The following is a 22212-nucleotide window of genomic DNA, read 5'->3' on the forward strand; positions in this document are numbered from 1 at the left end:
AAGTAAGGTGCGCGAGCAGTACGCCCACACTCGCGAAGGAGGTTTGCATGTCCGTGGAATCGATCACACGTCGCCGCTTGCTTGCCGCCTTTGGCGGTGCAGGCATCCTGCTGGCTGCACCGACGTGGGCAGTGCCGAAGAAAAAGCCCGGAAAACCGCTCAATGTCGCGTTGGTCGGGTTGGGTAGTTATGCCAGCGAACAGCTCGCGCCCGGCCTGGCGCTGACCAAGCATTGCAAGCTTGCCGGGATCGTCACCGGCACGCCGTCGAAGATTCCGCAGTGGCAGTCCAAGTACGGCATCGCCGACCGCAATGTCTACAACTACGAGAACTTCGATCGTATCGCCGACAACGACGACATCGATGTGGTGTACATCGTCACGCCAACGCATCTGCATGCGCCACTGACCCTGCGTGCGGCTGCCGCGGGCAAGCATGTGTGGTGCGAGAAGCCGATGGCGATGCACGCCGGTGAATGCGAGGCCATGATTGCTGCCTGCAAACGCAACAAGGTGGCGCTGACGATCGGCTACCGCATGCAGCATGAGCCCAACACGCGGCGCGTGATTGCGATGGCCAGCGAAAAACCGTTCGGCGCGATGCAACGCGTGCGTGCCGAGGCCGGGTACAACGGCTATCAAGGCACCGCCAAGGCCGACCGCCCGTGGCGGTTGCGCTCGCAGTTCGGTGGCGGCGCGATGTACGACATGGGCGTGTATCCGCTCAATGCCGCGCGTTACACCGTGGGCACCGAGCCGCTGGCAGTAACGGCCAAGCGCTGGACCGACCGACCCGATCTGTTCGATGAAGTCGACGAGCACATGGACTTCACCCTGGAGTTTCCCAATGCGGTGCGCGCCGAGTGCAAGACCAGCTTCGGCAAGAACATGAATGTGCTGCGCGCCGAATGCGAGCGCGGTTGGTACGAGTTGTCGCCGTTCCAGAGCTACCAGGGCGTGACCGGCAAGGCCAGCGATGGCCGCGTGTTCGACGCCAAGGTGCCGCATCAGCAAGCGCTGCAGATGGACGAAGACGCGCTGGCCATCATGAACGGCACGCCATTACGTGCGCCGGGCGAAGAAGGCCTGCGCGACATCCGCATCGTCGATGCGATCTACCGCTCGGCGCGCGAGGGCAGCAAGCGCATCGTGCTGTAAACGAGCTGGTTCCGGCGGCCAAGTGCCGCCGGGGCCACCGCAATAGCAAGCAGCGGCCCAGGGCCGCCAGGCATGGCAGCACACAGCGGCCAACACACATCCTGACTATGGAGCGAGCAAGCGGCCAACCGACCAACCGGCCGCGGTGCGTCACGCCCGCAATCAATGGCCGACAGCTGCAAGCAGCACACCAGCGGCAACCAGCGGCCGCAGAAATGTTGATTCAGTGAGAAGAGCAAGCGTCAATTTCGCAAAAGCGAGTCGCGCTAGTCGGGAAGCAATTTCTACTACAAGGCACGGGACCAACCATCACGAGGATTCCCGTTGCACGCCTCAGGCGCGCTTCAAACGCGCAGAGCATCGCTGTGCAGGAATGATTCAAAACGCTCAGTGAACGTCGCGCGGTGGTCGAAGGAATCGACGACAGCATATACAGCCGAACCGGCCAACCGCTTTTACGATTCCCGATTCCCGATTCCCGAATCCCGATTCCCAGCCTCACTCCCGCATCGCCAGTACCGTGATCTCCTCGCGATCGTGATACAGCTGCTTGGCGCGCACGATCAATGATTTTTCTGCCTGTTGCTCGAACAGGTCCAGGCACAGGCGGGTCTCGTCCCAGCGCTTTTTCATCGGCAGCTTGAGGTTGAAGATGGTGTTGCGGCACCAGCCTTCGCGCACCCAGGTGGCCATGCGTTCGGCCACGCGGCGCGGTTGCTCCACCATGTCGCAGACCATCCAGTCCAGCGGCTGCGCGGGCTTCCAGTGGAAGCCGTCGGCGCGCAGGTGCTCCACCAGCCCGGTCTCCAGCACATGCTCGCGCAGCGGGCCGTTGTCCACGCTGGTGACGTGCACGTGCTGCCGCGTCAGTACCCAGGTCCAGCCGCCGGGCGCAGCGCCCAGATCGGCCGCGCGCATGCCCGGCTTGACCAGTGCGTCGCGTTCTTCGGGCGTGAGCAGCGTCAGCAGGGCCTCGTCGAGCTTGAGAGCAGAGCGCGAAGGCGCTTCCGGCAGCAATTTCAGGCGTGGAATGCCCAGCGGCCACGGCGCGCTGTCGGCGTTGTCGGCCACCGCCAGCAAGGCGTGGTCGCCGTCGAGAAAACAGACGTGCAACCGCGGTTGGCGCGGCTGCGGCTTGTCGGTGAGCAGGCCGGCCTTGCGCAGGGCCGGTCGCAGTGCATTGCCGAAGCTGCGCGCCAGGCCTGCAAGCGGCTTGCCAGCGTCCGAATCCGGGTGTTCCACCCACAGATCGCCAAACCGCTGCTGCCCGTCCAACGCGGCCAGGATCGGCGTGATGCGGTCCTTGGGGTCGATACCTTTCAGCTCGGCAATCACTACCAGCTTTTGCCGGGCGAAGATCAACTCGCGCCACTGCAGTTTTGCTGCAAGTTGCGCAGCCTCGTCGCAGACGAACAGCACATAGCCGTCGTTGCGTTGGGTGCGCGCATACCCGGCGATGCCGACGAATGCAGCGCGCGCGCTCAGTTCTGCGGCCAGCTCAGGTTCGAAACCCTGCCGGCAATAACACAGCAGGCCGCTCATCGCTGCACCTGCAGGAGGGCGCCCGCTGCGCCGGCGACATCAGTAATGGTCACCGCCGCCCTCGCCATAGTTGCGCAGCACTGCACACGCCTGGTCGCGCAGTACGTCGCGCACCACCTCGATGCCGCGGCGGCTCAGTTCACCCACCCAGTCGGCCGGCAACGGGCCTTCGTCGAATTGCGTCAGCGCCATCACGTCGTCGGCGCGCGCGCCGATCAGCAGGCGGTCGATGCCGGCCCATACGGTCGCGCCGTAGCACTGGCAGCACGGCTGCGCGGAGGTGGCCAGCGTCACCGGCGACAGCACATCGTTCAAGCGTGGCGTCTGCAGGCGCTGTTGCGCCAGCATGTAGGCCATGTTTTCGGCATGCGCCAGCGAGGTGGTCTGCGGCACCACGCGGTTCACTGCGGCGGCGATGATGCGATGGTCCGGGCCGAACACCACCGCGCCGAACGGGCCGCCGCTGCGTTCGCGCACATTCATCCGCGACAGCTCGATCGCCAGGGCCACCTTGTCCTCATCGCTGGGATAGGCGCGGCTGTCGTCGACATGCGCGTGGATCCAGTCGGGCAGGGTGAGGTGGATGTGCGCGTAAAGCATCAGTGGACCGTTTCTGTAGGGGGAGTGGCGGGGCGCAGTGTATCGGCCTGCGCGTCCTTTGCGGCACATTGACCGGCCACGCACTGGCAGGCGCTGATCTCGCGGAAGCCGCACACGCTCATCATGCCGCCAGCCTGGCATTGCGCCAGTACGCCGTTGGGGTCGGTGGCGCTGTTGACGTTGACGCAGGCCGGAAACGCACCGCAACAGTTGCCGACGTTCTTCACCGTGCAATCGGCATCGGTGCGGCAAGTGGTGGTGACGACCACCGCTTTGCCGGCTGCCGGGCCGCGTGTCGAGCCGGTCGCCGGAGGTGGCGTGGCGGTATCGGTCGGTGGTGCGGCCACGCAGCCAATCGACCCAAGACAGGCCAGCAGCAACAGCGTGCTCAGACACCGGGACAAAAGACGGGACATGCAGCCGCTCCGATCAGGATAGGTGAGCGGCCATGGTAAGCCCCGGGTGCGCGGAATGTGGCACGCGCAGGATCAGCTAGAAAATTCCGCAAGCCAGATCGTGCGCGCGTTGTGGCTGATGACGCTGGCGACGGCGTCGCGTGTGACCGAAACACGCCTGCAGCCTTGGAGCAGCTAACGAAACGACTGTGCAGCCGCCGGGCGGGCGCGGCCGCTGCCCGGAATCGGCATGTACCACGCGTCCACTCCGGTTGCTCCGCGCCGTCGTATCCGCCTGACGACTGCCCGCTAGGTGTTGTCAGCTGCTCTTGGTGAAGTCAACGCCGTCTGCGCAGTGACCGGTGGCAGCGCGTGGCAAGGTCCAGTTGCTGCATGCTTTCGTCGCGGCGATCGCTGGGCAGATCGTCATCCGGCCGACCCGGAAGCAGCGTACAGAACACCTCGGCCGGAGTCGCCGCGTTGGAGACGGGCGGCTGCGGCGAGCAGGCCGCCAGGCCGATCGACAGCGAAAACACCGCGCCGCGCAAGGTATTTGCAGGTGGGCGTAAGCATGGTTGCGGGAGGCACATGGCGGCATCGCTGGCTGATACAGCCTGCAATCTAGGCCGCTGCGTGCATCAGGTACCGGGGTCATTTCGCTTCCGCATGCAGTGCTGCGCACCACAGCACGCCGACCAGCAGGCAGGCGATGGCGGCCAACTCCAATGGCGTGGGCAGCCGCATTTCCCAGGCGAAGCCGTACAGCAGCGCAAACACCGTCTCGAATACGATCATCTGCCCGACCAGGGTCAGCGGTAGCACGCGGCTGGCACGATTCCACAGCGCATTGCCGATGATCGAGGCCAGGATGCCCAGCAACAGCGACACGCCCCAGAAACTGGCCCACTCGAGCGGTGCATGCGCGGCACTGCCGATCAGGGCCGCCGGCGCCAGCAACAACGCCAGTGCGCCGGTGACCACGCCGGTCAGCAGCGACCAGTCGCCGCCGGACAGATCCGGGCGCCGCCGCAACCAGCGTGCATTTGCGATCGAATAGGCCGACCACGACACCAGCGCACCCGCCGCGCACAGCAGGCCGGCGATCCGGGTCAGGCGATCGCTTGCCTGCTGGCCGGAGTCGTCCTGCACGGTATCCACTGCCACCAATGTCACGCCGATCACGCACAAAACGCAGGGCGCGGCCAGACGTCGCAATTGCACCGCACCGGCGGCACGCGTCCCGATCACGGTGACCACCACCGGCAACAGCCCGATGATCAACGCCGTTGCCGCGCTGCCTGCCCACTGCACGGCGCTGCCAAGCAGCACGTAATACATCAGGTTTCCCATCAGGCTCAAGCGCACCAACGCCCACCATTCGGCAGCGCCCAGCCGGGCAGCGGTCTGCCGCGCGCGTGGCGCCAGCAGCAAGGTCGCCACGGCGCCATACGAGAGATACCGCGCCACCGCCAATTGCAGCGGCGTAAAAGCGCCCAGCAATTGCGGCGCCAGAAACACCAGCCCCCACAGCGCGCCCGCACCGATTCCGCAGGCGACACCCACCATCAAGCGTTCACGCATCGTGCTGTTCCTCAGGGCATGCATTGCAGCGTGCCGTGCGGCAGGGCGTTGATCAAGGCGGGCCCTGCAGACGGATGCAACGCCGCACGCTGCATCAGTGCGCTGTTCCAGCTTCTGTGATGTCGTCGGTCACACGCATGGCGCCGCGTGCGTGCGATGGCGCTGCGCAAATCAATGGGATGCCATCGCAGCGCATGCGCCACCGCCACGATCGTGATGGCCTGAAGCGGTCCACGGCGTGGCAGCCGCTTGCTGCGCATCGGCGTTGCGGCCGAAAGGGTGCGTGACGACGCAGGTGCGGCCTCTGCAGCCGTGCAGCCGCCGCCCAACCCAGGGAGCAGCGACGCCCGCCTTGCAAGAGCGCCGCTGTCTGTCCTGCGTGGTTACTTGGCCCAGGTATCGCGCAAGGTCACGCTGCGATTGAAGACCGGCGTGGCCGCGCTATGGTCGCGACGGTCGGCAACGAAGTAACCGCTGCGTTCGAACTGGAACGCCTGCTCCGGCGCAGCCATCGCAGCGCTCGGCTCCACGTAGCCGCGCACGTTGCGCTTGGACTCGGGGTTCAGATAATCGCGGTAGGTCTTGCCTTCGGATTCGTCGTCGGGCTTTTCCACCGAAAACAGGCGGTCGTACAGGCGGATTTCCGCTTCCACCGCGTGTACGGCGCTGACCCAGTGGATGGTGCCCTTGACCTTGCGGTTGGCGCCTTCCATGCCCGGACGCGATTCCGGATCGAGCCAGCCGCGCAGTTCGACGATCTCGCCGTCAGCGTTCTTGATCACCTCGTCCACGCGCGCAATGCCTGCGCCGCGCAAGCGGATTTCGCCGCCCGGCACCAGGCGCTTCCAGCCCTTGGGCGGAACCTCGGCAAAATCCTCGCGTTCGATCCACAGCTCGCGCGCAAACGGTACTTCGCGTGTGCCGAAGCTCTCGTCCTTGGGGTGGTTGGAAAACTGCAGCGTTTCGGTGTGGCCTTCCGGCAGGTTGGTCAGCACCAGCTTGAGCGGGTCGATCACCGCCATGCGGCGCGGCGCCGCAGCGTCCAGATCCTCGCGCAGGCAACCTTCCAGCACCGAGAAATCGATCAGCGAGTTCTGCTTGCTGATGCCCACGCGGTCCACGAACAACCGCATCGCCGCCGGCGTATAGCCACGCCGGCGCAGGCCCTGCAGCGTGTACATGCGCGGGTCGTCCCAACCGTCCACCAGCTGCTCTTCCACCAGCGCGGTGAGCTTGCGCTTGCTCATCACCGTGTAGTTGATGTTGAGGCGCGAAAACTCGATCTGACGCGGCTTGGCCGCTTCGCGCGGTAAGCCCTTGTCCAGCAGCGGCTGCAGCAGTTCCGGGTGACCGGCCAGGTCCACCTTGTCCACGCACCAGTCGTACAGCGGGCGGTGGTCTTCAAATTCCAGCGTGCACAGCGAATGGGTGATGCCTTCGACTGCATCGCCGAGCGAATGCGCGAAGTCGTACATGGGGTAGATCGGCCACGCATTGCCGGTGTTCTGGTGCTCCACATGCTTGATGCGGTACAGCGCCGGGTCGCGCAGGTTGATGTTGCCGCTGGCCATGTCGATCTTGGCGCGCAGCGTGCGCGCGCCGTCGGGGAATTCGCCGGCACGCATGCGCGCGAACAGCTCCAGGTTTTCTTCGACGCTGCGCTCGCGGAACGGCGAATTGCGGCCGGGCTCGGTCAGCGTGCCACGGTATTGGCGCACCTGTTCTGCGGACAGGTCGCACACGAACGCATGGCCATCGCGAATCAGCTTCTGCGCGGCCAGGTAATACACCTGGAAATAATCCGAGGCGTGGCGCAGTTGTGCCCACTCATAGCCCAGCCAGCGCACGTCGTCCTGGATGGCCACCACGAACTCGGGGTCTTCCTTGGCCGGGTTGGTATCGTCCAGGCGCAGGTTGCACAGCCCGCCGAACTCGGCCGCCAGGCCGAAATCCAGGCAGATCGCCTTGGCATGGCCAATATGCAGGTAGCCGTTGGGCTCGGGCGGGAAGCGGGTGCGGATGACCGTGTGCTTGCCGCTGGCCAGATCCTCGCGGACGATCTGGCGGATGAAGTCTTTCTTCTCCGCCGGGGCGGTGGCGTCGGTGGCTAGGGTCTCGGACATGCGCGCATCAGCAATGGGTAAACCGCAAGTTTAGGCGGTGGCACCGGTTAGGGGTAGGCGCGGGGCGCGGCGGGGCGGCTTCCGGGCGTTGGTTTGCGCGGGGTTGGGTCCCGGGCAGCCCCTGCAGGCCGTGCCGGCGATGTGCGGATCTGTCGTCGCCGGTTTCACGATGCAACCCACGGCACGCCAGGCGGCGCCGACGGATCTGGCGAGCAGGCGCGGTCGGCGTGCCCATTGCGCAGCAACCACGGCGCAAGGCCCGCTCTCACCTCACGCTTGGCCTTTTCACGTTGTTGGCCCGCACGCGCGGCCTTGCGCGCGTGCTGCAGGACCAGGCGTGCCTGCGGCCGGGCATGGCTGGCGGGTATCGGCCGCGACGCGTACGCTGCGCCGACCCCGTTGGAGCCTCCTGTCCATGCCACTGCCCCGTCTGGTGATCGGCGACAAGACCTTGTCTTCCTGGTCGTTGCGGCCGTGGCTGCTGTTGCGACACTTCAAGGTGCCGTTCGAGGAAGTCGCGCTGCCGCTGGCGACGCCCGAATTCCAGGCGCGCATTGCCGGGTATTCGCCGACCCGCCAGGTGCCGGTGCTGTGGGACGACGCCCTGCATGTGTGGGATTCGCTGGCGATCTGCGAATACATCAACGAGCGCTGGTTGGACGGCCGCGGCTGGCCGGCCGACCTGGCCGTGCGTGCACAGGCGCGCGCGGCCGCGGCAGAGATGCATTCAGGCTTTGCGGCCTTGCGCAGCCAATTGCCGATGAATCTGGCCCGCGCGCCGGGCCCTGCCCAGTGGGATGCCGCGGCCGAGCGCGACATCACGCGCATCCAGGCGCTGTGGGCCAGCCTGCGCGCCGAGCACGGCCATGCCGGGCAGTTCCTGTGCGGGCAGTTCGGCATTGTCGATGCGATGTATGCGCCGGTGGCGCTGCGTTTTTCCAGCTACGGCGTGCCGCTGTTTGAAGCGGCCGGAGATTATGTGGCGGCGCTGGATGCATTGCCGGCGCTACGCGACTGGCGCAATGGCGCGCAGCGCGAACGTGCAGAGCGCAGCTGAGATGCAGATCGCCTACCGCGCCAGTCACCTCATCGATGCGCATCTGGCCAAGCACGCGCTGGAAGATGCCGGCATCACCGCGTTTGTCTTCGGTGAATCGCTGCTGGGCGGTGCCGGCGAGCTGCCCGCCTTCGGCGTGCTGCAGGTCTGCGTGGCAGATATGCATTTGACTCAGGCCCAGGCGGTGCTGGCGGAGATCGGCTTGTGCGGGCAGGTCACGCGGGCGCTGTAGCGCAGCGCCAGTCGTAGGAGCGCACCCGGGCGCGACGAGGCTCTGCCGATAAACGCCACGTCGCGCCCAGGTGCGCTCCTGCGATGTATGCGCGTCATTCCTGCTGACGCCACCCCGGCGGCGCTGCATCCGGCGCGGCCAATGCGCGCAGACGCTTGAACAACACGGTGGTTTCGGCCACGTTCCAGACCCGCAGTGCGACTTCGAAGGTATCCAGCGGCTTGGTCAAAAAGTCCTTGGCGCCCAGGCCCAGGGCGCGGTGGCGCGCGCTGCGGCTGGGGTCGGCGGTGAGCACGATCACGGGCAGGAACCGGCCAGGGTCTGACAGCCGCGCCAGCTGTTCCAGCAGCGCGTAGCCGTCCAACTCGGGCATCTTCAGATCCAGCAGGATCAGGTCCGGGGCAAATGCCGAGACCAGGCCCATGACCCGTAGCGGATCGGTGGTGGCGATCACTTGCTGGAAACCTTCGCGTTGCAGCAGGTCTTCGAGCAACCGCACGTTGGCCGGCTCGTCGTCGACGATGAGGATGCGGGAACCGAGAATTTCGTCGCGTGTCATGCCAGCAACCCGTCGATCACGGTGAAGAATTCCGCCACGTCGAGCGGCTTGGTCAGATAGGCGCGCACGCCTTGATTGCCCACGCGCGCCAGTGTGGCGGTGGTGGCATCGGCACTGATCACCACCACCGGGATGGCCGCCAGCGCCGGCTGCGCCTGCAATTCGCGCAACAGCTCTTCGCCGTTGCCATCGCTCAGGTGCAGGTCCAGCAGGATCAGATCCGGCGCGCCGTGCTGCAATAGCGCACGCGCCTGCGCCAGGCTGGCCGCCTCGAGCAGCTGCCACTGCGGGCGACGCTCGGTGAGCGTGCGGATCAACGCCTGATTGGATGGATTGTCTTCGATGCTCAACAGCCGGCACACGCCGCTGCCGGCACTGCTTGGCGGTACCAGCGGCCGCGCCGGTTCACTGTGCTGATGCTCGCCCTGCGGCAGCGAAATCCAGAACCGCGCGCCCTCGCTGCTGCTGTCCACGCCGATCTGTCCACCCATCGCCTCGATCAAGCGCTTGCTCAGCGCCAACCCTAGCCCCGTTCCTTCCACCGCAGAGCGCTCGGCGCCCAACCGCTCGAACGGCGTAAACAGGCGTTCGATCTGCGCCGGGGTCAGCCCCGCGCCCTGGTCGGCCACGGTGATACGCACCTGTTCGCCATCGGCCTGCGCGCTCACCTGCACCTGCCCGCCAGTACGATTGAACTTGACCGCGTTCGACAGCAGATTGAGCAGCACCTGGCGCAGCCGCTGCGCATCGGCGCGCACCGTCCAGGGTCCGTCGATGGATGCCGGTTGCAGTGCAATGCCATGCTTGTCGGCATCCGGCGCGATCAGTCCCAGGGCTTCGTGCACGGCCGCGCGTACCGAGACCGGCTCCGGACTCAGATCAAGTTGATCGGCTTCGATACGCGCGATGTCCAGCAGCTCGGTGATCAACCCGAGCAAGTGCCTGCCGGCACCCAGAATGTGCTGCAGATGCCGCCGATGACCCGGCTCGGGCAGATCCATTTCCAGCACCTGCGCATAGCCCAGGATCGCATTGAGCGGAGTCCGCAGTTCATGGCTGCTGCGCGAGAGAAATTCGGTTTTTGCGCGGTTGGCGGTTTCGGCCTCGCGCCGCGCCAGTTGCGCTTCGGCTGCGCGTGCGGCCAACAATTCGCTGGCTTGCGCCAGACGCTGGCCGACCTGGCCCAGTTCGTCGCCGGCACGCGGCTGCGGTGCCAGCGGCAGGCCTTCGCCCAGCCGGTCGGCGTTGGCGGCCAGGGTGCGCAGGCGCCCGGACAATGCCGAGGCGAACCATGCCACCGCAAATACCGCGCCCAGCCCGCCCAGCATCGCCGCGCTCAAGGTGATGATGAGGTTGCGCTGGCGCAGCCCTTGCGCCTTGGCGGTACGCACCTGCAACTGCGCGGTTTCGTAATTGCGCAACTCGCGCAGTTCCGCACGCAGGATGTCGAGTTTGTACTTGCCATCCCACAGTTGCCGGATCTCTTCTTCGCGGCTCAGATCCGGTGCCAGCAATCGGCGCCAACCCTGCATTTTTTCCGCAAAAAGCGGCTTGATGCGCGCAAAGCGCCGCGCTTGGCTGGGATCGGTGATGCGTTGCGAAAGACGGTCGGCCACGCGCTGCAGCCGCGGCTCGGCATCGCGATACGGGGTCAGGAATTCATCGCGCCGCACCAGCCGATATCCGCGCACGCCGGCCGCGGTTTCGGCCAACAGTGCGTGCGCTTCATACAGATCGCTGAGCACTTCCAGGGTCTGCCGCACGTCGTTTTCGGCGGCAATGTTCTGCCGTTCCACGCTGTAGATCGCCATCAACGCAACGGCCAGCAACAGCAGCGGCAGGGTGACCACCGCCAGGCTTTTGCGGGTAATCGGCCAATCGTTCCAACGCACCGCCAATGCATTCATAGCGCAAGTCCGGATTGGACCGCGTACACCGCGGCCTGGGTGCGATCTTTTACCTCAAGTTTCTGCAGGATTCGCTCCACGTGCACTTTGACCGTGCCGGGAGAAATCCCCAGTTCAGCTGCGAGGGTCGCGTTGGTGAGTCCGCGCGGGAGCAACGACAACACCTGTTTTTCGCGCTTGCTCAACGCGCCCAGACGGTCGTCCTGCAGCGGTTTGCGCCGCCGCGTGGCAACCGGTTTGGCCGGCTCCGCCACCATCGCCGGCAGCAGCAGCGCGAACGCCTGCAGCGCCTGCACGTCGTCATTGCCGGGGGCCGGGCGGCCTTCGCTCCAGGCCACGCAGAGCATGCCGTGCGTGGTGCCCAGCGCGTGGATCGGCACCCTGGCTTCGCGGATGTCGGACGGGCGCGGTGGCATCAACCAGGCCGCTTCCTGGCCGTCGCCGGCGGCGCTGGCACCGGGCGGCAATGCACGGCCGCGGCTGGCCAACACTTGCGCGCGCGGGCCGCGCTGCGCCAGTACCGCGCCGTGTTCCAGGCCCAGCAGCAGCAGCACCCGGCCAAGGACCGCATCGCAGGCCTGCTCGGGGCTGTGCACCTGGCGCAGTGCAACGGCAGCTTCCCACAGCGCCTGCCAACGCGCGCTATCGGAGGCCTCGCGGCGCAAGGCTAGGCGCCAATCGCCAGCATTGGTGGGAGTTTCCATAGGCTCGCTCTAGGCCGATCAGCATATTTGAGTATATGCCACCCGGCAGAATTGTTGGGGCTGCTTGATTTCGATACTGGCCCTGCCCGCTGAGGCACCCCCATCAATCACACGGAGATTTCCCATGCGTCGCACCCTCTTCTCTCTGGTTCTGGCTCTGGCTGCCACCCCGGCGCTGGCTGGCGGCGTGATGCATTACACCGACAAGGCCAAGCTGCCGGCCGGCGGCGAGGAACGCGAAGTCGCTGCGCTGTTCGACACCTGGAATGCGGCGTTGGCCACGGGCAACCCGCACAAGGTGGCGGACCTCTACGCACCGGACGGCGTGCTGCTGCCGACGGTCTCCAACGAAGTGCGCGCCTCGCGCGAGCAGATCGAAAACTACTTCGAGATGTTCCTGACCAAGAAGCCGCAGGGCGTGGTCAATTACCGCACCGTGCGCGTGCTCGACGACGACAGCGCCGTGGATGCCGGGGTGTACACCTTCACGCTGACCGACAAGCACGGCAACAAGAGCAACGTGCAGGCCCGCTACACCTTCGTGTACGAAAAGCGCGACGGCAAGTGGTTGATCATCAACCACCACAGCTCGGCGATGCCGGAAGTGGACACGCGCGCGGCGGTTGCCAAGGCGAAGTAATGCGGCGCGGGCGACAGGCGCTGGCCGGGCAGGCTTGAAAGTGGCTCTGGCCGGCGCCATCCAGCAGGCAATCCTCACGATTGCGGAGTTGCACCATGCTGGGAATCGGCGCCTTCAAACAACGTATGCCACGCCCGGGCGAGGCACTACCCGGGCGCGAGCAAGCGCTGCCGCTGCATAACACGCACCTGGTCAACGGCCATCCGTTGCGCGGAGAGTTCATCGGTCTGGCCCAGGTGCAATTCGGGCTCGGCTGTTTCTGGGGCGCGGAACGCAAGTTCTGGAACGTGCCAGGGGTCTACACCACAGCGGTGGGTTACGCCGGCGGGCAGACGCCGAACGCGACCTACTCGGAAGTGTGTTCAGGGCAGACCGGCCACACCGAAGCGGTGCTGGTGGTGTTCGACGAACAAGCGGTGTCGTTCGCACAATTGCTGCGCACCTTCTGGGAAAGCCACGACCCCACCCAGGGCATGCAGCAGGGTAACGATGTCGGCACGCAATACCGTTCGGCGATTTACTGCACCACGCAGGCGCAGTACGACGCCGCGCTTGCCAGCCGCGATGCGTATCAGCAACAACTGACTGCAGCCGGGTACGGCGCAATCACCACGGAGATCCGTTTCCCGGCGCCCACGTTCTATTACGCCGAAGACGATCATCAGCAATATCTGGCCAAGCACCCCAATGGTTATTGCGGGCTTGGCGGCACGGGAGTGAGCTGCCCGATCGGGCTGGATGCCTGACGGAAAGGCGGGCCGGATTGAAACGCTGTCGTCCACATGATCGTGGCAGCGTGCCGATGGCCGACAGTGACCGGCAGCGTTATCACGATCAGGCACTGCATGGGAGTGCGTGCTAGGCAACTTGAATGGCTGCGTCGGAGACGGCGCGGCCATCTTTTTTGAGTGCCATTCTCGCCAGGCATGCCGCTGATGGCGTGGTGCGTCTGCAGGCGAACCGGCTCGGTGGAGTTGTGCCGCGAATTGGCAGTTGCGCGCTGCCGCGGCACGCGCGGCGTCAAAACCGGTGCGCAGCCCACGTGACGTTCGTTGCGCCATCATTGGAAGCAAGGCGCCAGGGTGCGCGAACGACCGGTTTGGCGCATCGGAATGGTAGGCCTATGCAGCGCATCAACCATGCCGGCCCAAATCCGTTGGATTAAACGAATTCTCCGGCAAACATGCCGCGCAACTGGGCAAGCGTATCGGTGCGCTCCGGATGCAATTGCCGCATGCATGCCAATGCAAAATTCACCGGGCTGGTGCCAGGTGCGGTGATGACGCCATCGGCGCTGACGACCTTTTCGTGGCGATAGTGCGCGGCGCCTGCGTACGGCACCACGTGCTCCTGCAAGAAGGCCAACGCGTTGCTGGTGTGCGCGCGCTCATCGAGCAGGCCGGCATAGGCGAAGGCGAGGGTGGCGCCGCAAATCGCCGCGACCGGGCGCTGCTGCTGCACGCGCTCGACCAGCAAGCCGCTCAGCCCGGGAATTTCGCCGGCTTGCCAGCGTTCGCTGCCGGGCAGGATCCACAGATCGGCCTGCAGTGGCGCCAGATCGGAGAGGGCGAATTCTGGCGTGATGCGCACCCCGCCGATGGACTGCAGCGGTTGCCCGTCGATACTGGCGATGGCGACCTGGTCGCCGAACCATTCGCGTGCTGCCGGCAGCACCACGCCGATTTCCCAATCGGCCACGCCATCGACCATCACCACTGCAATGTTTGCCATTGTCCGTTACGCCAGTTGAGTGAATCCGGATTCTAGGCAGTGCGCGTGCAGCGGGTGTAAGCGATATGTGGAGAGCAGGGGGTTTGGTCCAAGCGGTACACGGCGCAGGCATGGCTGTACTGTGCCGCGCGGTCTTCTGTCTGTCGTGCAGGGGCGCTGACAGGCGGCTGCTGTTCGATCCCCGCCAATGCCGGCTGCGGAAGCGGCAACGCCCACGTCCACGTCCACGAGCTGCCCGCATCCTTACCCGTTATCGCGATGCAGACCGGCTTGGCCGCACATCTCTAAACCAGACTCAAAAACGACAACGCCCGCAGCCAGGCAGCTGCAGGCGTTGTATGCAGAACAGGCTCGCTGTGTGATTAGCCAGCGAGCTTGTCGGCGATGGTCTTGCGCAGTGCGTGCAAGTCCTTGGCGAACGTGTCGATACCGCCGGCCAGCTTCTCGGTGGCCATCGGGTCGGCGGCCAGGCCCGAAGCGAAGCTGTCGCTGTCGATCGGGGTGAACTGGGCATTGTCGGCCTTGGCCGGCGAGAGCTTGCGCGGCAATTCGCCGTGCTCGGCGTCGAGCTTTTCCAGCAGGTCCGGCGAAATGGTCAGGCGGTCGCACCCCGCCAACGCTTCGATCTGCGCGGTGGAGCGGAACGAGGCGCCCATGACCACGGTGGACGAGCCGCGCTGCTTGAACTCGTTGTAGACGGTGCGCACGAAGACCACGCCCGGGTCTTCGTCGATGCTGGCCGGGGTCTGCCCCTGGGCGACGTAGTAGTCCAGGATGCGGCCGACGAACGGCGAGATCAGGAACACGCCGGCTTCCGCACATGCCAGCGCCTGCGCGCGGTTGAAGATCAATGTCAGGTTGCAGTCGATGCCTTCGCGTTGCAGCTGGCGCGCGGCTTCGATGCCTTCCCAGGTCGCTGCAATCTTGATCAGGATCTTGTCCTTGGACACGCCGCGCTCGGCGTACATCGCAACGAACTTGCGCGCCTTGGCGATGGTGGCCTGGGTGTCGTACGCCAGGTCGGCATCGACTTCGGTGGAGACACGGCCCGGGACCAGCTCGGCCAGCTTGACGCCGACGCCGACGGTGAGGCGGTCGGCCACTTCGTTGACGGTGCTGGTGCGGTCTTCGCCACCGTGTTCGCGGCCCCAGGCCAGTTCGCGCTCGATCAGGTCGGCATACACCGGCAGATCCAATGCCTTTTTGACCAGGGTGGGATTGGTGGTGCAGTCGACCGGCTTCAGGCGCTTGATGGCGTCGTAATCGCCGGTATCGGCAACGACAACGGACAGTTCACGCAGCTGGGCGAGCTTGGAGGGGGATGCAGTCATGCGGGTTCTCTCGAATCGTGGAACGGGTCGGGGATGGCGCAGCGCGTTACGTTAGCGCGCCGCGCGCCGGAAGTCGCCCGCCGCTGCGGGTTGGTCGTGCACGGCAGTCACGCGCAGGCGCAGGTCGCGTCCGTCGGGCGTACGCCAATCGATGCTCTGGCCGACCGACAGGCCGAGCAACGCGCTGCCGACCGGCGCGAGCACCGAGATGCGGCCGTGCTGCACATCGGCCTCATGCGGGTACACAAGGGTGAGCGTATGCCGTTCGCCATGCAGTTGGTCCTCGCATTCGATGCGTGAGTGCATGGTGACGACATCGCCGGGAATCTGGTCGGGCGGCAGCACACGGGCGCGGCCCAGTTCGTCGCTCAGCGCAGTGGCGGCGGGATGCTTGTTGAAGGCTGGCGAATCGAGCAATGCCTCAAGCCGGGCAAGGTCGTGGCTGGACACCAGGATGGATGGCGGCAAGCCGCTGTGGTGTTGCGAAGTCATGGCAATCTCCTCATAGAAACGGCTCGCCGACATGGCAAGCAGCACTGACAAGATGAGGGCGCCGGCGGCTGATCGCAATGCATGGATGGTGCGAAGCCAAGACATCGGCAGGGACGCCAGGCAGTCGCTGCGGGCCTGGTGCGGCGAGCAAGCGCTGCGGTTGAGACAACCGGAGGGGGAGGGCATACAGCCGCTGCAAACGGGCCTGCGCCCACCGCGTGCCGCAACGCCGCGCCATCGGTCTCAAGCAAGGGAATAAATCGCATGGTCGCGTGGGCAGCGTGCCGCCCGCCAGCCGCGTCGCGCGGACAGCGGCGGATTGATGCGCCGCCAACCTTGGGCAAGAGTGCTGCACACAAACAAAAAGCGACGCTCGCGCGCCGCCCAATTCCAAACCTCCAACCGCAGCCAAAGCGACCGCAACCGCGATACGCTTTTACGATTCCCGATTCCCGATTCCCGATTCCCGATTCCCGATTCCCGAATCCCGATTCCCGATTCCCGAATCCCTAAGCCGCAACCGCCTTCGGTCCCGTCGTAGGCTGATCCAGGGTGAACAGGCTCTCGGGCAATTCCTTGAACAGTTGCGACAACTGCTCCAGAAACGCGGTCATGGCCGAACTGCGCCGCCACGCCATCGCAATGCGGCGGCTGGGCTGCTTGTCTTCACGGAAGCGGATCAGGCGGATGTTTTCCGAGCGCGCAACCGGAGGCTTGACCGCCAGCAGCGGCAGCAAGGTCACGCCGACATTCGCCGCGACCATCTGGCGCAGGGTTTCCAAACTGGTGGCCTGAAATTCGGATTTTTCCATCGCCCCGGCCAGGTGGCAGACATCCAGTGCTTGGTCGCGCAAGCAGTGGCCATCTTCCAGCAGCAACAGGCGCTGCTCGGACAAGTCGTCCAGGGTCAAGCTGTCGTGTCGCGACAGCGGGTGGCCTTCCGGCACGGCCAGCACGAAGGGTTCTTCGAACAGGAATTCGGCATGCAGTTGGTCGTCCTGCAATGGCAATGCAAGCAGCGCGGCATCCAGCCGGCCTTCGCGCAACTGGTGCATCAGCTGGTCGCTCTTTTCTTCGATCAGCAGCAATTCCAGACGCGGAAAACGCTCGCGGATGCGCGGTACCACGTGCGGCAACAAATACGGTGCCAGGGTGGGAAAGATGCCCAGACGTACCGTGCCCGCTTCCGGGTCCTGGCTGCGGCGTGCGGCTTCCTTCATCTGTTCCACCTCGGCCACGATGCTGCGCGCACGCACGGCAGCTTCGCGGCCGGCCGGGGTCAGCATGACCTTGCGCGGCGCACGCTCCACCAGCGACACGCCGAGTTCGTCTTCGAGTTTCTTGATCTGGGTGGACAGCGTCGGCTGGCTGACAAAGCAGGCCGACGCAGCGCGGCCGAAATGCTTGTGGTCGGCCAGGGCTACCAGATATTTCAGGTCACGCAGATTCATGTGCAGCAGCCTTCATTGCGGTGACGGGGAACGACTGGCGCGTGTTGCAAGCCTAGCGCCCGGGTCGGCCGGGCGCTAAGCAGGCGCTCGCTTATGCCGCCTGGGCCACGCTGTCGGCAGTGGCCGGTGCGCTGGTGCGGATCAGATGGTCGAATGCGCTCAACGCGGCCTTGGAACCTTCGCCCATCGCGATCACGATTTGCTTGTACGGCACCGTGGTGGCGTCGCCCGCGGCGAACACGCCGGGCACATCGGTCTGGCCACGGTCGTCGACGATGATTTCGCCGCGCGGCGACAGCGCCACCGTGCCGCGCAGGAACTCGGTGTTGGGCAGCAGGCCGATCTGCACGAACACACCTTCCAGCTCGATGTGCTGGATATCGCCGCCGGTGCGGTCCTTGTAGACCAGACCGGTCACCTTCTGCCCGTCGCCCAGCACCTCAGTGGTCTGCGCGCTGGTGATGATGCGCACGTTGTGCAGGCTGCGCAGCTTGCGTTGCAACACTTCGTCGGCGCGCAGCTTGTCGTCGAATTCCACCAGCGTGACATGCGCCACGATGCCGGCCAGATCGATCGCCGCTTCCACGCCGGAGTTGCCTCCGCCGATCACCGCCACGCGCTTGCCCTTGAACAGCGGGCCATCGCAGTGCGGGCAATACGCCACGCCCTTGTTCTTGTACTGGTCTTCGCCGGGCACGTTCATCTGCCTCCAGCGCGCGCCGGTGGACAGGATCACGGTCTTGCTCTTGAGCGAGGCACCGTTAGCTAGCTTGATTTCGATCAGGCCGTCGGCACCGGCCGGAATCAGCTGCTCGGCACGCTGCAGGTTCATGATGTCCACGTCGTACTGGCGCACGTGCTGCTCGAGCGCGGCGGCCATCTTCGGGCCTTCGGTTTCCGGCACGGAGATGAAGTTTTCGATCGACATGGTGTCCAGCACCTGGCCACCGAAACGCTCGGCCGCCACGCCGGTGCGGATACCCTTGCGTGCGGCATACACCGCCGCTGCCGAACCGGCCGGGCCACCGCCCACCACCAAAACGTCGAACGCTTCTTTCGCGGCGATTTTCGCAGCGTCGCGCTTGGCGGCATTGGTGTCGAGCTTGGCGACAATCTGCTCCAGCGTCATGCGGCCCTGGTCGAACAGCTCGCCGTTCAAGTACACGGTGGGCACCGACATGATCTGGCGGGCCTCCACTTCGTCCTGGAACCAGGCACCGTCGATGGCCACGTGCTTGATGCGCGGGTTGAGCACGGCCGCCAGGTTCAGCGCCTGCACCACGTCCGGGCAGTTCTGGCACGACAGCGAGAAATAGGTTTCGAACTGGTAGTCGCCCTCCAGGTGCTGCACCTGCTCGATCAGTTCGGCAGCCGCCTTGGACGGGTGGCCGCCCACCTGCAGCAGCGCCAGCACCAGCGAGGTGAACTCGTGGCCCATCGGCAGCCCGGCAAAGCGCAGCGAAATGTCCTGGCCCGGCGTGGTCAGTGCAAACGACGGCTTGCGCTGGTTGTCGTCGCGGTGGATGTCCAGGCTGATCTTGTCCGAGAGCAGGACCAACTCTTCCAGCAGGTCGAGCATTTCGCGCGAGCCGGCACTGTCGTCGATCGAGGCGTTGATTTGAATCGGCCGCGTCACCCGTTCCAGGTAGGCGGTCAGCTGGGTCTTGAGATTGGCATCCAACATGGAGAACTCCTGGGAATGGGCAAGGGGAGGGCGTGGCGTCGCTGCGCTGAGGCAGGTCGCCGGGAAGGAAGGGAGTGAACCGCAGCCGGCGCGAGGTCGGGATGCGTGCTGGCGGCGGCTGGCGGGCAGCCCGGCACCGGCTCCGGTTCACCCCCGGCCCTTATCGGGCCGGAAGTGACAGCCGGCTTAGATCTTGCCGACCAGGTCCAGCGACGGAGCCAGGGTCTTGGCGCCTTCCTTCCACTTGGCCGGGCAGACCTGGCCAGGATTGTTGGCCACGAACTGTGCCGCGGTCAGCTTGCGCAGCGTCTCGGTGACGTCGCGAGCGATGGAGTTGTCGTGGATTTCCAGGGTCTTGATCACGCCTTCCGGATTGATGATGAAGGTGCCGCGCAGCGCCAGGCCTTCTTCTTCGATATGCACGCCGAACGCGCGGGTCAGCTTGTGGGTCGGGTCGCCGATCAACGGGAACTGCGCCTTGCCCACGGCCGGCGAGGTTTCGTGCCACACCTTGTGCGAGAAATGCGTGTCGGTGGTGACGATGTAGACCTCGGCGCCAGCCTTCTGGAAGGCGGCATAGTTGTCGGCGGCGTCTTCCACTTCGGTCGGGCAGTTGAAGGTGAACGCGGCCGGCATGAAGATCAGCACCGACCACTTGCCCTTCAGGCTGGCTTCGGTGACTTCGATGAAGTTGCCGTTGTGGTACGCATTCGCCTTGAACGGCTGGACCTGAGTGTTGATGAGAGACATTGAGTTTCCTCGTGCGGTGAAAAGGGGGCGGGGGATGGAACAGGCGCCATGGTAGGCAGGATCGATAGATTCCTCAAATCGATTGATGGAATTGCATAGATAGTCTTAGGCTATCGACTCGTCAGATGGCATCTAGCGCAATCGCGGTGCACGCCATGGTCGATAATGGTCAGCCAATGTTGCGTGTAGGTGAACAGCCCGTATGTCCGACGATCTCGCCGCCATTCCCGCCGATCAGCTGCTTCGCCGCGTTGCCGGGCGGGTCGAGCGTGGCGATGCCGAAGCGCTGATGCTGCACGCGCTGGGCCGTGATCGTGCCTGGTTGTTCATGCACGGGCGCGATGCGGTGCCTCTATCGGTCGCGCAGGCCTTCAATGCCCTGGTGCAGCGCCGTGAGGCCGGCGAGCCGGTGGCCTATCTGACCGGCTCGCGCGGATTCTGGACGCTGGACCTGGCGGTCTCGCCGGCCACGCTGATCCCGCGCGCCGATACCGAAGTGCTGGTCGAGCTCGCGCTGGAGCGCCTGGACACCGTGCCAGGCCGTCGTGTCGCCGATCTGGGGACCGGCAGCGGCGCGATCGCGCTGGCCATCGCCAGCGAACGTCCGCAGGCGCAGGTGATCGCCACCGATGCCAGCGCCGCGGCGCTGGCGATGGCCCGGCGCAATGCAGACAGCCATGGGCTGCGCAATGTCGACTGCCGGCAGGGGAGCTGGTTTGCGCCGCTGGCTGGCGAGGCCTTCGACCTGATCGCCAGCAACCCGCCGTATATCGCTGCCCACGACCCGCACCTGCAGCAGGGCGATCTGCGCTACGAACCGGCCAGTGCCCTGGCCTCGGGCAGCGACGGGCTGGACGATATTCGCCTGATCGTGGCCGATGCGCCTGCGCATCTGCTGCCCGGCGGCTGGTTGCTGCTGGAGCATGGCTGGGACCAGGGAGCGGCGGTGTCCGAACTGCTGGCCGCGCGCGGCTTCGCTGCGGTGGCCACGCATCAGGATCTGGAGCGGCGCGATCGCGTGACCTTGGGGCGCTGGTCGCCAACTGCGGGCCAGGCCGGCTGAGCAATTGCCGCAGCGTCATTGTCGGCAGACTGGCCGCGCGTTCCGAAGCGGAGCACGCGCGTTCGATCGAGCGGTTGCGCGCACCGAGTGCGCCCGCCTGCCGGCAAGCGCGGAAGGTCGATGTGCTCTTCAGCGCCTCGCCCATCACCGCGCACCGGTCTTTTCGATCACATGGCGTTGCCCGTGTGCGCCCGCAGCAGCCGATACACTAGCGGTTTCCCGCAGGACCGACGCATGCGCACGCTCTATCCCGAGATCACGCCCTACCAGCAGGGCAGCCTGAAGGTCGACGACCGCCACACGCTGTATTTCGAGCAGTGCGGCAATCCGCAGGGCAAGCCGGTGGTGATGTTGCATGGCGGCCCTGGCGGCGGATGCAACGACAAGATGCGGCGCTTCCACGACCCGGCCAAGTACCGCATCGTGTTGTTCGATCAGCGCGGTTCCGGCCGGTCCACGCCGCATGCCGATCTGGTGGACAACACCACCTGGGATCTGGTGGCCGATATCGAACGGCTGCGCACGCATCTGGGCATCGACCGCTGGCAGGTGTTCGGGGGCAGCTGGGGCTCCACGCTGGCGCTGGCCTATGCGCAGACCCACCCGCAGCAGGTCACCGAGCTGGTGCTGCGCGGCATCTTTCTGCTGCGCCGCTTCGAGCTGGAATGGTTCTACCAGGAAGGCGCCAGCCGGCTGTTCCCGGATGCCTGGGAGCACTACATCAACGCGATTGCGCAGGACGAGCGCGGCGACCTGATCGCTGCCTTCCATCGCCGCCTCACCAGCGATGACGAGGCCACGCGCCTGGCCGCGGCCAAGGCCTGGAGCGTGTGGGAAGGCGCCACCAGCTTCCTGCATGTGGACGAGGACTTCGTCACCGGGCACGAAGACGCGCACTTTGCCCTGGCCTTCGCACGCATCGAAAACCATTACTTCGTCAACGGCGGTTTTTTCGAGGTCGAAGACCAGTTGCTGCGCGACGCGCATCGCATTGCCGACATTCCCGGCGTGATCGTGCACGGCCGCTACGATGTGGTCTGCCCGCTGCAAAGCGCGTGGGACCTGCACAAGGTGTGGCCGAAGGCGCAGTTGCAGATCAGCCCGGCTTCCGGGCATTCGGCGTTCGAGCCGGAAAACGTCGATGCCTTGGTGCGTGCCACCGACGGGTTTGCGTGAGCGAATGCATGCACATCGATCAGAGTTCGCTTTGGTC

The 22212-nt window shown here is 65.5% G+C and carries 22 protein-coding genes, 1 other RNA gene and 1 pseudogene; 8 read left to right on the forward strand and 16 right to left on the reverse strand.

Annotated features, from left to right (window positions below):
- The first annotated feature begins 47 nt into the window (after positions 1 to 47).
- Positions 48 to 1157 (forward strand): Gfo/Idh/MocA family oxidoreductase, encoded by a 1110-nt coding sequence (locus J7396_RS15830; protein WP_011346492.1) that lies wholly within the window; start codon positions 48 to 50, stop codon positions 1155 to 1157.
- A 498-nt stretch (positions 1158 to 1655) separates the two neighbouring features.
- Here the strand turns inward: J7396_RS15830 and rlmM are convergent, their stop codons facing one another.
- The 3 genes from rlmM to J7396_RS15845 are packed head-to-tail and all read right to left on the reverse strand — an operon-like array spanning position 1656 to position 3679.
- Positions 1656 to 2699 carry a 23S rRNA (cytidine(2498)-2'-O)-methyltransferase RlmM gene (rlmM, locus tag J7396_RS15835; RefSeq protein ID WP_008572601.1) on the reverse strand — a complete coding sequence of 348 codons (1044 nt, stop codon included), beginning with the start codon at positions 2697 to 2699 and terminating at the stop codon, positions 1656 to 1658.
- Between the two features lie 39 nt (positions 2700 to 2738).
- Positions 2739 to 3299: a nucleoside deaminase gene (locus J7396_RS15840; RefSeq protein WP_008572602.1), complete on the reverse strand. Its 561-nt coding sequence runs from the start codon at positions 3297 to 3299 to the stop codon at positions 2739 to 2741.
- Positions 3299 to 3679 carry a hypothetical protein gene (locus J7396_RS15845; protein WP_046932418.1) on the reverse strand — a complete coding sequence of 127 codons (381 nt, stop codon included), beginning with the start codon at positions 3677 to 3679 and terminating at the stop codon, positions 3299 to 3301. The genes J7396_RS15840 and J7396_RS15845 overlap by 1 nt, the downstream gene beginning before the upstream one ends.
- A 265-nt stretch (positions 3680 to 3944) precedes the next feature.
- Between J7396_RS15845 and J7396_RS15850 the strand changes: the two genes are divergently transcribed.
- A non-coding RNA gene (locus tag J7396_RS15850) (sX9 sRNA) lies at positions 3945 to 4019 on the forward strand.
- Between the two features lie 13 nt (positions 4020 to 4032).
- Here the strand turns inward: J7396_RS15850 and J7396_RS15855 are convergent.
- From J7396_RS15855 to J7396_RS15870, 4 genes and pseudogenes are all read right to left on the reverse strand, one after another.
- A complete protein-coding gene (locus J7396_RS15855) occupies positions 4033 to 4242 on the reverse strand; it encodes a hypothetical protein (RefSeq protein WP_162012997.1) in 210 nt (69 codons plus the stop codon).
- 103 nt (positions 4243 to 4345) lie between these two features.
- Positions 4346 to 5275 (reverse strand): DMT family transporter, encoded by a 930-nt coding sequence (locus tag J7396_RS15860; protein WP_014089450.1) that lies wholly within the window; start codon positions 5273 to 5275, stop codon positions 4346 to 4348.
- A gap of 11 nt (positions 5276 to 5286) precedes the next feature.
- A pseudogene (locus tag J7396_RS15865) lies at positions 5287 to 5535 on the reverse strand (hypothetical protein).
- Positions 5536 to 5658: 123 nt separating this feature from the next.
- The gene (locus J7396_RS15870) at positions 5659 to 7398 is read right to left on the reverse strand and encodes a glutamine--tRNA ligase/YqeY domain fusion protein (protein WP_011346499.1); all 1740 of its coding nucleotides are present in this window, start codon (positions 7396 to 7398) and stop codon (positions 5659 to 5661) included.
- Between the two features lie 415 nt (positions 7399 to 7813).
- On the opposite strand from J7396_RS15870, the gene J7396_RS15875 reads away from it, so the two are divergent.
- Positions 7814 to 8455: a glutathione S-transferase family protein gene (locus J7396_RS15875; RefSeq protein WP_014089452.1), complete on the forward strand. Its 642-nt coding sequence runs from the start codon at positions 7814 to 7816 to the stop codon at positions 8453 to 8455.
- A gap of 1 nt (position 8456) precedes the next feature.
- Complete coding sequence (locus tag J7396_RS15880) at positions 8457 to 8687, forward strand: DUF2007 domain-containing protein (RefSeq protein WP_014089453.1); 231 nt, start codon at positions 8457 to 8459, stop codon at positions 8685 to 8687.
- Between the two features lie 94 nt (positions 8688 to 8781).
- Here the strand turns inward: J7396_RS15880 and J7396_RS15885 are convergent, their stop codons facing one another.
- Genes J7396_RS15885 through J7396_RS15895 form a run of 3 tightly spaced genes read right to left on the reverse strand, consistent with a single transcriptional unit; the run spans position 8782 to position 11857 of the window.
- Complete coding sequence (locus J7396_RS15885) at positions 8782 to 9246, reverse strand: response regulator (RefSeq protein ID WP_008572608.1); 465 nt, start codon at positions 9244 to 9246, stop codon at positions 8782 to 8784.
- Entirely contained in the window at positions 9243 to 11153 is a 1911-nt protein-coding gene (locus J7396_RS15890) for an ATP-binding protein (protein ID WP_071118393.1), read from the reverse strand. Before J7396_RS15890 ends, J7396_RS15885 begins: the two co-directional genes overlap by 4 nt.
- Positions 11150 to 11857: a response regulator transcription factor gene (locus tag J7396_RS15895; RefSeq protein WP_109291192.1), complete on the reverse strand. Its 708-nt coding sequence runs from the start codon at positions 11855 to 11857 to the stop codon at positions 11150 to 11152. The genes J7396_RS15890 and J7396_RS15895 overlap by 4 nt, the downstream gene beginning before the upstream one ends.
- A 124-nt stretch (positions 11858 to 11981) precedes the next feature.
- Here J7396_RS15895 and J7396_RS15900 point away from each other — a divergent pair, with 124 nt between their 5' ends.
- Positions 11982 to 12497, forward strand: coding sequence for an SgcJ/EcaC family oxidoreductase (locus J7396_RS15900; RefSeq protein WP_031421213.1), 516 nt, complete (start codon positions 11982 to 11984; stop codon positions 12495 to 12497).
- A gap of 95 nt (positions 12498 to 12592) precedes the next feature.
- Positions 12593 to 13243 carry a peptide-methionine (S)-S-oxide reductase MsrA gene (gene msrA / locus J7396_RS15905; protein ID WP_011346502.1) on the forward strand — a complete coding sequence of 217 codons (651 nt, stop codon included), beginning with the start codon at positions 12593 to 12595 and terminating at the stop codon, positions 13241 to 13243.
- Between the two features lie 415 nt (positions 13244 to 13658).
- Here the strand turns inward: msrA and J7396_RS15910 are convergent, their stop codons facing one another.
- The 6 genes from J7396_RS15910 to ahpC form a co-directional block, all read right to left on the reverse strand.
- A complete protein-coding gene (locus J7396_RS15910) occupies positions 13659 to 14228 on the reverse strand; it encodes a type 1 glutamine amidotransferase family protein (protein WP_008576347.1) in 570 nt (189 codons plus the stop codon).
- Positions 14229 to 14590: 362 nt separating this feature from the next.
- Positions 14591 to 15559: a transaldolase gene (gene tal / locus J7396_RS15915; RefSeq protein WP_031421219.1), complete on the reverse strand. Its 969-nt coding sequence runs from the start codon at positions 15557 to 15559 to the stop codon at positions 14591 to 14593.
- Between the two features lie 51 nt (positions 15560 to 15610).
- Complete coding sequence (rnk, locus tag J7396_RS15920; protein WP_011346504.1) at positions 15611 to 16051, reverse strand: nucleoside diphosphate kinase regulator; 441 nt, start codon at positions 16049 to 16051, stop codon at positions 15611 to 15613.
- A gap of 509 nt (positions 16052 to 16560) precedes the next feature.
- Positions 16561 to 17502 (reverse strand): LysR substrate-binding domain-containing protein, encoded by a 942-nt coding sequence (locus J7396_RS15925; RefSeq protein ID WP_209261709.1) that lies wholly within the window; start codon positions 17500 to 17502, stop codon positions 16561 to 16563.
- A gap of 91 nt (positions 17503 to 17593) precedes the next feature.
- Complete coding sequence (gene ahpF, locus J7396_RS15930) at positions 17594 to 19186, reverse strand: alkyl hydroperoxide reductase subunit F (RefSeq protein WP_008576352.1); 1593 nt, start codon at positions 19184 to 19186, stop codon at positions 17594 to 17596.
- A gap of 186 nt (positions 19187 to 19372) precedes the next feature.
- The gene (ahpC, locus tag J7396_RS15935; protein ID WP_003488826.1) at positions 19373 to 19936 is read right to left on the reverse strand and encodes an alkyl hydroperoxide reductase subunit C; all 564 of its coding nucleotides are present in this window, start codon (positions 19934 to 19936) and stop codon (positions 19373 to 19375) included.
- A 202-nt stretch (positions 19937 to 20138) separates the two neighbouring features.
- Here ahpC and prmC point away from each other — a divergent pair, with 202 nt between their 5' ends.
- Both prmC and pip read left to right on the forward strand, forming a co-directional pair.
- Complete coding sequence (prmC, locus tag J7396_RS15940) at positions 20139 to 20999, forward strand: peptide chain release factor N(5)-glutamine methyltransferase (RefSeq protein WP_209261710.1); 861 nt, start codon at positions 20139 to 20141, stop codon at positions 20997 to 20999.
- Positions 21000 to 21233: 234 nt separating this feature from the next.
- Positions 21234 to 22175, forward strand: a complete 942-nt coding sequence (gene pip / locus J7396_RS15945; RefSeq protein ID WP_014089460.1) for a prolyl aminopeptidase — start codon at positions 21234 to 21236, stop codon at positions 22173 to 22175.
- The last annotated feature ends 37 nt before the right edge of the window (positions 22176 to 22212 follow it).

The organism is Xanthomonas sp. A1809, from assembly GCF_017746015.1.
GTDB lineage: Bacteria > Pseudomonadota > Gammaproteobacteria > Xanthomonadales > Xanthomonadaceae > Xanthomonas > Xanthomonas euvesicatoria.

Bases quoted from the DNA above. Each gene is read 5' to 3' on its own strand.
- prmC (WP_209261710.1), top strand. From the start codon at position 20,139: ATGTCCGACGATCTCGCCGCCATTCCCGCCGATCAGCTGCTTCGCCGC.
- J7396_RS15885 (WP_008572608.1), bottom strand. From the start codon at position 9,246: ATGACACGCGACGAAATTCTCGGTTCCCGCATCCTCATCGTCGACGAC.
- J7396_RS15900 (WP_031421213.1), top strand. From the start codon at position 11,982: ATGCGTCGCACCCTCTTCTCTCTGGTTCTGGCTCTGGCTGCCACCCCG.
- J7396_RS15925 (WP_209261709.1), bottom strand. From the start codon at position 17,502: ATGAATCTGCGTGACCTGAAATATCTGGTAGCCCTGGCCGACCACAAG.
- J7396_RS15830 (WP_011346492.1), top strand. From the start codon at position 48: ATGTCCGTGGAATCGATCACACGTCGCCGCTTGCTTGCCGCCTTTGGC.
- J7396_RS15890 (WP_071118393.1), bottom strand. From the start codon at position 11,153: ATGAATGCATTGGCGGTGCGTTGGAACGATTGGCCGATTACCCGCAAA.
- J7396_RS15840 (WP_008572602.1), bottom strand. From the start codon at position 3,299: ATGCTTTACGCGCACATCCACCTCACCCTGCCCGACTGGATCCACGCG.
- J7396_RS15910 (WP_008576347.1), bottom strand. From the start codon at position 14,228: ATGGCAAACATTGCAGTGGTGATGGTCGATGGCGTGGCCGATTGGGAA.
- J7396_RS15895 (WP_109291192.1), bottom strand. From the start codon at position 11,857: ATGGAAACTCCCACCAATGCTGGCGATTGGCGCCTAGCCTTGCGCCGC.
- rlmM (WP_008572601.1), bottom strand. From the start codon at position 2,699: ATGAGCGGCCTGCTGTGTTATTGCCGGCAGGGTTTCGAACCTGAGCTG.
- J7396_RS15875 (WP_014089452.1), top strand. From the start codon at position 7,814: ATGCCACTGCCCCGTCTGGTGATCGGCGACAAGACCTTGTCTTCCTGG.
- J7396_RS15860 (WP_014089450.1), bottom strand. From the start codon at position 5,275: ATGCGTGAACGCTTGATGGTGGGTGTCGCCTGCGGAATCGGTGCGGGC.
- ahpF (WP_008576352.1), bottom strand. From the start codon at position 19,186: ATGTTGGATGCCAATCTCAAGACCCAGCTGACCGCCTACCTGGAACGG.
- rnk (WP_011346504.1), bottom strand. From the start codon at position 16,051: ATGACTTCGCAACACCACAGCGGCTTGCCGCCATCCATCCTGGTGTCC.
- msrA (WP_011346502.1), top strand. From the start codon at position 12,593: ATGCTGGGAATCGGCGCCTTCAAACAACGTATGCCACGCCCGGGCGAG.
- tal (WP_031421219.1), bottom strand. From the start codon at position 15,559: ATGACTGCATCCCCCTCCAAGCTCGCCCAGCTGCGTGAACTGTCCGTT.
- ahpC (WP_003488826.1), bottom strand. From the start codon at position 19,936: ATGTCTCTCATCAACACTCAGGTCCAGCCGTTCAAGGCGAATGCGTAC.
- J7396_RS15870 (WP_011346499.1), bottom strand. From the start codon at position 7,398: ATGTCCGAGACCCTAGCCACCGACGCCACCGCCCCGGCGGAGAAGAAA.
- pip (WP_014089460.1), top strand. From the start codon at position 21,234: ATGCGCACGCTCTATCCCGAGATCACGCCCTACCAGCAGGGCAGCCTG.
- J7396_RS15880 (WP_014089453.1), top strand. From the start codon at position 8,457: ATGCAGATCGCCTACCGCGCCAGTCACCTCATCGATGCGCATCTGGCC.